General features: G+C 68.1%; 8 protein-coding genes. 4 read left to right on the forward strand and 4 right to left on the reverse strand.

Features of this window, described 5'->3' with window-relative positions; genetic code table 11:
- Window positions 1-83: 83 nt before the first annotated feature.
- The gene (locus tag AC1DSC_RS18645) at window positions 84-848 is read right to left on the reverse strand and encodes an IclR family transcriptional regulator (RefSeq protein WP_062365267.1); all 765 of its coding nucleotides are present in this window, start codon (window positions 846-848) and stop codon (window positions 84-86) included.
- Window positions 849-1,038: 190 nt separating this feature from the next.
- Between AC1DSC_RS18645 and AC1DSC_RS18650 the strand changes: the two genes are divergently transcribed.
- From AC1DSC_RS18650 to AC1DSC_RS18660, 3 genes are all read left to right on the forward strand, one after another.
- A complete protein-coding gene (locus AC1DSC_RS18650; protein ID WP_062365266.1) occupies window positions 1,039-2,031 on the forward strand; it encodes a Bug family tripartite tricarboxylate transporter substrate binding protein in 993 nt (330 codons plus the stop codon).
- A gap of 14 nt (window positions 2,032-2,045) precedes the next feature.
- Complete coding sequence (locus AC1DSC_RS18655; RefSeq protein WP_062365265.1) at window positions 2,046-3,017, forward strand: D-2-hydroxyacid dehydrogenase family protein; 972 nt, start codon at window positions 2,046-2,048, stop codon at window positions 3,015-3,017.
- Between the two features lie 147 nt (window positions 3,018-3,164).
- On the forward strand, window positions 3,165-3,440 hold the full coding sequence (locus tag AC1DSC_RS18660) for a hypothetical protein (RefSeq protein WP_015866278.1): 276 nt from the start codon (window positions 3,165-3,167) through the stop codon (window positions 3,438-3,440).
- A 21-nt stretch (window positions 3,441-3,461) separates the two neighbouring features.
- On the opposite strand, the gene AC1DSC_RS18665 is transcribed toward AC1DSC_RS18660, so the two are convergent.
- Complete coding sequence (locus AC1DSC_RS18665) at window positions 3,462-4,295, reverse strand: alpha/beta fold hydrolase (protein ID WP_062365264.1); 834 nt, start codon at window positions 4,293-4,295, stop codon at window positions 3,462-3,464.
- Window positions 4,296-4,549: 254 nt separating this feature from the next.
- Here AC1DSC_RS18665 and AC1DSC_RS18670 point away from each other — a divergent pair, with 254 nt between their 5' ends.
- Entirely contained in the window at window positions 4,550-5,638 is a 1,089-nt protein-coding gene (locus AC1DSC_RS18670) for a helix-turn-helix transcriptional regulator (protein WP_062365263.1), read from the forward strand.
- Between the two features lie 19 nt (window positions 5,639-5,657).
- Here AC1DSC_RS18670 and AC1DSC_RS18675 read toward each other — a convergent pair whose 3' ends face one another.
- Window positions 5,658-6,113 (reverse strand): hypothetical protein, encoded by a 456-nt coding sequence (locus AC1DSC_RS18675; RefSeq protein ID WP_018906931.1) that lies wholly within the window; start codon window positions 6,111-6,113, stop codon window positions 5,658-5,660.
- 121 nt (window positions 6,114-6,234) lie between these two features.
- On the reverse strand, window positions 6,235-6,476 hold a 242-nt coding region (locus AC1DSC_RS18680), incomplete at its 5' end, for an AMP-binding enzyme (protein WP_420856711.1).

Below are 6,476 nucleotides of genomic sequence, written 5' to 3' on the forward strand. Positions count from 1 at the left end.
ATGGTGGCCCGGCCATGGTGGACCTGCACGCCAGCCCCGTCAACGCCGTCCTACAGGCTTCTCGCCATCATCTGGCGAATGGCCTACGCCAGACTGCCGCCGCGCGCGATGAATTCTCGGGTGATCTGCTCGCCGAGCGCCAGCAGCGGCGCACCCAGTTCGAGCGCCACCTCGTTCGCCGGATCGCTGGTGGACAGGCTCGCATTGAGCACGTGCACGGGCTCGTTCGGAAGCGCCAGCGGCATGGCCAGCGCAACGATCTCGGGCTGCCACGAGGCCGCGCACCAGCCGCGGCGGCGCACGCTCTCGATGGCCTTGTCGATTTCCCTGCGAAGCCGCGGCCAATTGCTGCGGCGCGCCTCGAACTCCTTCGCCAGTTCGGCGCGCCGCGCCGGCGGCGCCGTTGCCAGCCAGGCACGGCCGAGCGAGGTGAGCTCAATCGGCACGCGCTGTCCGCTCACCACGCTGCGCAGCGACGCCTTCTTGTTGTAGCGGATCGATTCGAGGTACAGCATCTCGGAACGATCGGCGACCGCGAGCCCGACGTTGATGCGCAGTTTCTCGGCCAGCGCCCGCATCCGCGGGGCGGCCACCTGCAGCACGGTGGAGCCGGTGCGCATGGCGTGCGCGAAGCTCAGCACCGGCGCCGCGAGCCGGTAGGCGCGCGCGGGCCGGTCGTGCTCGAGCAGTCCCGCGCCGACCAGCGTCTGCGTCAGGCGGCTCACGGTGGCTGGCGCCAGGCCGGTGCGCTCCGCGAGCTCGCCATTGCCCAGCAGCGTGGAGCCGGGCCGGAAGGCACGCAGGATCTCGATTCCGCGTTCGAGCGAGCGGTTGGATGGGGTGGGCATTCGGTGTCTCCTTGCGGCAACCCTCCAATTCCACGCAGTGGAAGAGGGCAGGTGCGCTGGCGGAGTATGCGTCCTAAGCTCGGACACACCGACAAGCGGGAAAGAAAGAGAGACATACATCCGTGCGCAGCGCCGACGGCATGGCCGTGCTCGCCCCTTGATCCGGTGCATGACAAAAAATGGAGACACCATGAACCTCAATCGCATGTCGCGCCGAGGCTTCCACGCCGTTGCGGGCGCCGGCCTTGCGCTCGCGGCCCTGAGCCCGCTCGCAAGCGCGCAGTCCGCCTTTCCGTCGAAGCCGATCCGCATCGTCGTGCCCTTTGCAGCCGGCGGCCCGACCGACCTGATGGCGCGCGCCATCGCCAAGAACATGGCACCCGGCCTCGGCCAGCCCGTGATCGTCGACAACAAGCCCGGCGGCGGCGGCGTGATCGGCATGAGCGAGATCGCGCGCGGCCCGGCCGACGGCTACACGATGGTCTTCCCCTCGATCCTCGCGGTCACCAATCCGGCGCTGATGCCGAACTATCCGTTCGATACGCTGCGCGACTTTGCGCCGCTCACGGTGGTGGGCTTCATTCCGCATGCGGTGGTGGTGAAGCCGGACTTCCCCGCCAGGAACCTGCAGGAACTGGTCGAGATGGCCAAGGCCAAGCCCGGCAGCCTTTCGTACGGCTCATCGGGCAACGGCACCTCTGCGCACCTGGGCGCGGCATTGTTCGTGCAGCGCGCCGGCATCCGCGCGGTGCATGTGCCCTACCGGGGCGCCGGCCCGGCGGTGCAGGACCTGCTGGGCGGCCAGATCCAGTTCATGTTCCTCGACATGAGCTCGGCACTCGCGCAGATCAAGGCGGGCAAGCTGCGCGCGCTCGCGGTCGCGCCCAAGTCGCGCTTCGCCGGCCTGCCCGATGTGCCGACCGTCGCCGAGCAGGGCTATCCCGGCTTCGACGTGCATGGCTGGTACGGGCTGCTGCTGAAGGCCGGCACGCCCGCGCCGCTCATGCAGCGGCTCTATGCCGAGGTCAAGCGCTCGCTCGATACGCAGGAAGTGCGCGAGATCTTCCAGGCCCAGGGCATCGAGCCGGGCGGCATGCCGCCGGCCGACTTCACGGCGCTGATACGCGACGACCTCGCGCTGTGGAAGCGCACGGTCGAGCAGTTGAACATCACCTTGCAATGAAGGAGCGCCGCCCGATGCGCATCGTCATCCCCGACGACTACCAGGACTGCGTCCGCACGCTCGACTGCTTCGGCAAGCTCGATGGACACGAGGTCCGCATCTTCAACGACACGGTGAAGGGCACCGATGAACTCGCGGCGCGTTTCGCGGATGCCGAGGCCATCGTGCTCACCCGCGAGCGCACGCGCATCGATGCGGCGCTGCTCGAGCGGCTGCCCCGGTTGCGTCTCATCAGCCAGACCGGCAAGCTGGCGGGCCACGTCGATCTCGCGGCCTGCACTGCCCGCGGCGTGGCGGTGGCCGAAGGCAGCGGCGCGGGTTCGGCCACCGCAGAACTCACCTGGGCGCTCGCGCTGGCAAGCCGCCGGCATCTGGTCGAGGAAGCCACGCGGCTGCGCCAGGGCCGGTGGCAGGGTCACCTGGGCCAGCAGCTCGGCGGCCAGCGTCTGGGTGTGTGGAGCTACGGGCGCATCGGCCGCCAGGTGGCCGCCTACGGGCGCACGTTCGGCATGAAGGTCTGGGTATGGGGGCGCGAGGGCTCGACTGCGGCGGCACGCGCAGACGGCTTCGAAGTGGCGCCCTCGCGCGAGGCCTTCTTCGCACAGAGCGACGTGGTCAGCCTGCATGTGAGGCTCGACGAGCACACCCGGGGCATGGTCTCGGGCGAAGATCTGGCCCGCATGAAGGCCAGCGCCCTGCTGGTGAACACCAGCCGCGCCGAGCTGGTCGCGCCCGGTGCGCTGGAACGCGCGCTGGCGGTGGGCCGGCCGGGCTTCGCGGCCGTGGACGTGTTCGAGGAAGAGCCCGTGCGCGCCGGCGAACATCCGCTCCTGCGTCTGCCCAATGCGCTGTGCACGCCGCACATCGGCTATGTCGAGCGCGACAACTACGAGCGCTACTTCGGCATCGCCTTCGACCACGTCAACGCGTTTGCCGCGGGGCGCTTGAAGGACGCGCTCAGCCCCTCGGTCCTGCGCCCGGGCTAGGACCTGTCTGCGAGGCGGCGGTGGCGGACACGGCCGATCGACTTATTCTGACTCGGGTGGCGGCTTTGAATGTGACAAATTCACATTCAACCAATTCCAAACGGACGGCATTCGAGGCCCCCCTCGAGCCGGCCATCGGAGAACCAAATGCCGCTCTTTCTGCTGTTGAGGCTGCACCGTGTGCAGTTGCCTGTCCGCGTCACCGATCCGGAGGAAGTCCGGCAGGTCTCGCTGCTCGTGGCCACAGGCCTGATCGAGGCCGAGTTCGCAGCCATCAGATCGCGCGCGCGGCAAGCCGTATGGCAGGTGGCCACCGTGACCCGCATCACGGAAGAGGGCTTCGCGGAGATCGCCAGGGCGGGCAAGATGCCCGAACCGGCGCAGGCCTTCATTCGATTTCCCCGGGGATTGCGATTGCTGTGACCTGCGGTCGGCACCCGGCAATCATCGATCGACCGCCGCCCACAACCGCAAGGCCGCAGCCACGATCGCCTCGGGCGCATCTTCCTGCACCAGATGCTTGGCATCGGGCACCGGCGTGAAGGACGCAGTGCCCATGCGCCGGGCCAACTCGCGCCCGTCGGCCATCGGAATCCACTCGTCTTCCTCTCCCCACAGAATGGCGACGGGGCAGCGCATCTCGCCATAGCGCCACTCGACTTCCTCGGTGTACTTGTCGTCCATCTGCGCGACCTGCCGCCAGAATGCCTTCTGCCCCTCATCGCCGAGCCAGGGCGCGAGGTAGCGCTGCATCTCGTCCTCGCGCAGCGCGCTCCCGACGGCCGTGCCGATGTAGGCCCGCAGCATGGCCTCGTGGATGTGGGCCGGCAGGCTCGCGAACACCTCTTCGTGCTTCCGGGCCGCCTGCACCAGCGGCGAACCTTGCGGGCTGATCGCCACCGGATCGATCAGGACCAGCGAGCGATAGTCCAGGCCGTTCAGCAGGTGGCCGCGCAGCGCGTTCGATCCGCCGAAGTCGTGCGCCACCACGTCGGAACTGCCGAGCCCCCAGTGCCGATACAAGGCGGCGAAGAGTTCGCTCTGCACGCCGCGAGAGACGTCTGCATCCGGCTTGTCGGAGAGGCCGTAGCCCAGCATGTCGAAGTAGAAGACGCGCCGCTCGCGGGCAAGGCATGGCGCAATCCGCCGCCACTCGGCCGAGGAAAACGGCGTGCCGTGAAGAAGCACGGCCGGCGGTCCCTCCCCGATGGATCCCCACGCAACGGCGTGTCCCTGGAAATCGAAGCGTTCAGGCAGATTCAGTTCATTGCTGGACATCAGGTGCTCTTTCTTCCTCGGCAGATCTCGACCGGTCGAATCATCTGGCGAACGAGATTGTCATGAGATGAATCGCAGCGGAAGGCAACGGCTGGATGGCCCTGGCAAAGAGAGGGGTTCGGGCGCCGATCTACGTCATCACTCAAATGAGTGATATCCAGTCGGGGCCGTTTCCACGACATTCCCAGGTGCGGGTTGCCTCGGGCGGCGCGGGCGCGCGGATCGAGGCAATCTTTCCTTCAGGAGGAAAGCCCATGCAGCCTGACGCCGTATTGCGCAGCGCGCTCGAGGCGGTTCACCACCTCTCGGACCCCGATCCTCCGTGGTCCGCCATTCTTTCGACGGCCAGCCGGCTGGTGGGAAGCGATGCGGCCGTGCTGATCGTCTTCGAGGGCACCGGCGTGGTCGACGTCCAGCAGTCGGGTGCCGATGCGGCCGCGGTGCGCGACTACGCGGAGCACTTCCATACGGAAGACGTCATGACCCAGTCGAACGTGGCGAAGCCCGAGGGCTCATGGCTGGATACGCAGGCCCTGCTTCCGAAGCCGCTGCGCGAGCGCAATGCCTACTACGTCGACTTCATGTGCAAGCACCGCATGAGGCAGCTCTACTCCTTCATCATCGAGAACGGTCCGGACCGGAGAACGAGCTTTGGATTCCAGCGCGCGTCGGCATGGGACGGGCTGTCTTCCTTCCTCGCGAGCGATCGGATCCGCGCCTACAGCCAGGCGGTGCAGCTGGCGGCGGAACGGCGCCGGGCGCAGGCGGCTTCGTGGCTCGCAGCCACCGACAGCGCCTTCGACGCATTGGGCGAGGCCAGCTGCCTGGTCCACGGCACGGGCCATGTGGTGCACGCTTCTCCGGCCGCGAAAGCCATCTTCGACACGCGGGGAACCGTCGTCGTTCAGGGTGCGCGGCTCTCGCATCCGAATGCCGGGGAGCGCGAACGATTGCTGGCGGCGGTGCTGCGCGCCGCAGGGGCTGGCCGGGTCGAGCGGCTCGCTTTCAGGGACAGCCGCTGCGGCGGCCCGCTGCACGTCGAGCTGACGTGTGCCAACCCCGCGCTGCGCTTCGGCAGGGAACCGATGGTCTTCATCCGGCTGCGGCGCGCGGCCGCGGGCCCGCTGGCAAGCCCCGACCTGCTGTCGCAGGCGCTCGACATCACGCTGGCCGAGGCGCGCGTGCTGCATGCGTTGGCCACCGGCGTTTCGTTGAACGACTTTGCGCTGCGCCGCGGCGTGTCCATCCACACCGTGCGCAAACAGGTGGCAATGATGATGGTGAAGATGGACTGCACGAGGCAGGTGGACCTGGTGCGGGCCGCCCTGCGCGTGGGACCATGACCGGCAGGCCGCCGTTGCGCTAGGAGCTTGCCCGGGTCAAGGTCGCGACCGCCGTGAACCCCCTGGACTGCGACTGCGCCTCGAGGGTGCCGTCGGGCTGCAGCTGGTAGGTGAACGTGATCGGCGAGCGCTGGTCGAAAGTGAAGCTCAGCTTGCCGTCCGCGATGCGCGCGGTGGTCCGCCGATGGAAGGACCGAAAGCGGCTATGGTCGCCCTGCGCGTAGACGACCGTTGCGCCGTCGGCCGTCACGCTTTCCACCACGAGCACCGTTTCCTGCTGCTGCCCGCCCGCCAGGCCCCGCCACTTGCCGGACCATTTGCCGGAGAACGCGCGCTGCTGTGGCGCCAGTGCGGCGTCGGGAGGCGTGATGGCGACGTCGGGCGGCAGTGGCACCGATGAAGACGACGTGGAGGAAGTGGCGGCGCATCCCGACAGGAGCGCAAGCACCAGCGCGAACGTGAAAAGGTGTTGCACGGCCGATCCTTTCTTTTGCCAGAGAAATTCTCGGCGTCCGCGGATGCGGCCGCATCACCAGTTCGCGTGATGCCTGCCGATGCACCGGACGGCAGGGATCGGCGCGCGCGGCGGCTTCGGCTCAGTTCTTCTGCGCGAGCTGCTCCAGAATCGCCGGATTCTCCAGCGTCGAGATGTCCTGCGTGATGGCCTCGCCCTTGGCAATGCTGCGCAACAGGCGCCGCATGATCTTGCCGCTGCGCGTCTTGGGCAGGTTCTCGCCGAAGCGGATGTCCTTGGGCTTGGCGATCGGGCCGATCTCCTTGGCCACCCAGGCGCGCAGTTCGTTGGCGATCTGCTTGGCCTCCTCGCCGCTCGGGCGCC

It is taken from the genome of Variovorax sp. 01N425 (assembly GCF_056399465.1).

Bases quoted from the DNA above. Each gene is read 5' to 3' on its own strand.
- AC1DSC_RS18665 (WP_062365264.1), bottom strand. From the start codon at position 4,295: ATGTCCAGCAATGAACTGAATCTGCCTGAACGCTTCGATTTCCAGGGA.
- AC1DSC_RS18670 (WP_062365263.1), top strand. From the start codon at position 4,550: ATGCAGCCTGACGCCGTATTGCGCAGCGCGCTCGAGGCGGTTCACCAC.
- AC1DSC_RS18655 (WP_062365265.1), top strand. From the start codon at position 2,046: ATGCGCATCGTCATCCCCGACGACTACCAGGACTGCGTCCGCACGCTC.
- AC1DSC_RS18645 (WP_062365267.1), bottom strand. From the start codon at position 848: ATGCCCACCCCATCCAACCGCTCGCTCGAACGCGGAATCGAGATCCTG.
- AC1DSC_RS18650 (WP_062365266.1), top strand. From the start codon at position 1,039: ATGAACCTCAATCGCATGTCGCGCCGAGGCTTCCACGCCGTTGCGGGC.
- AC1DSC_RS18660 (WP_015866278.1), top strand. From the start codon at position 3,165: ATGCCGCTCTTTCTGCTGTTGAGGCTGCACCGTGTGCAGTTGCCTGTC.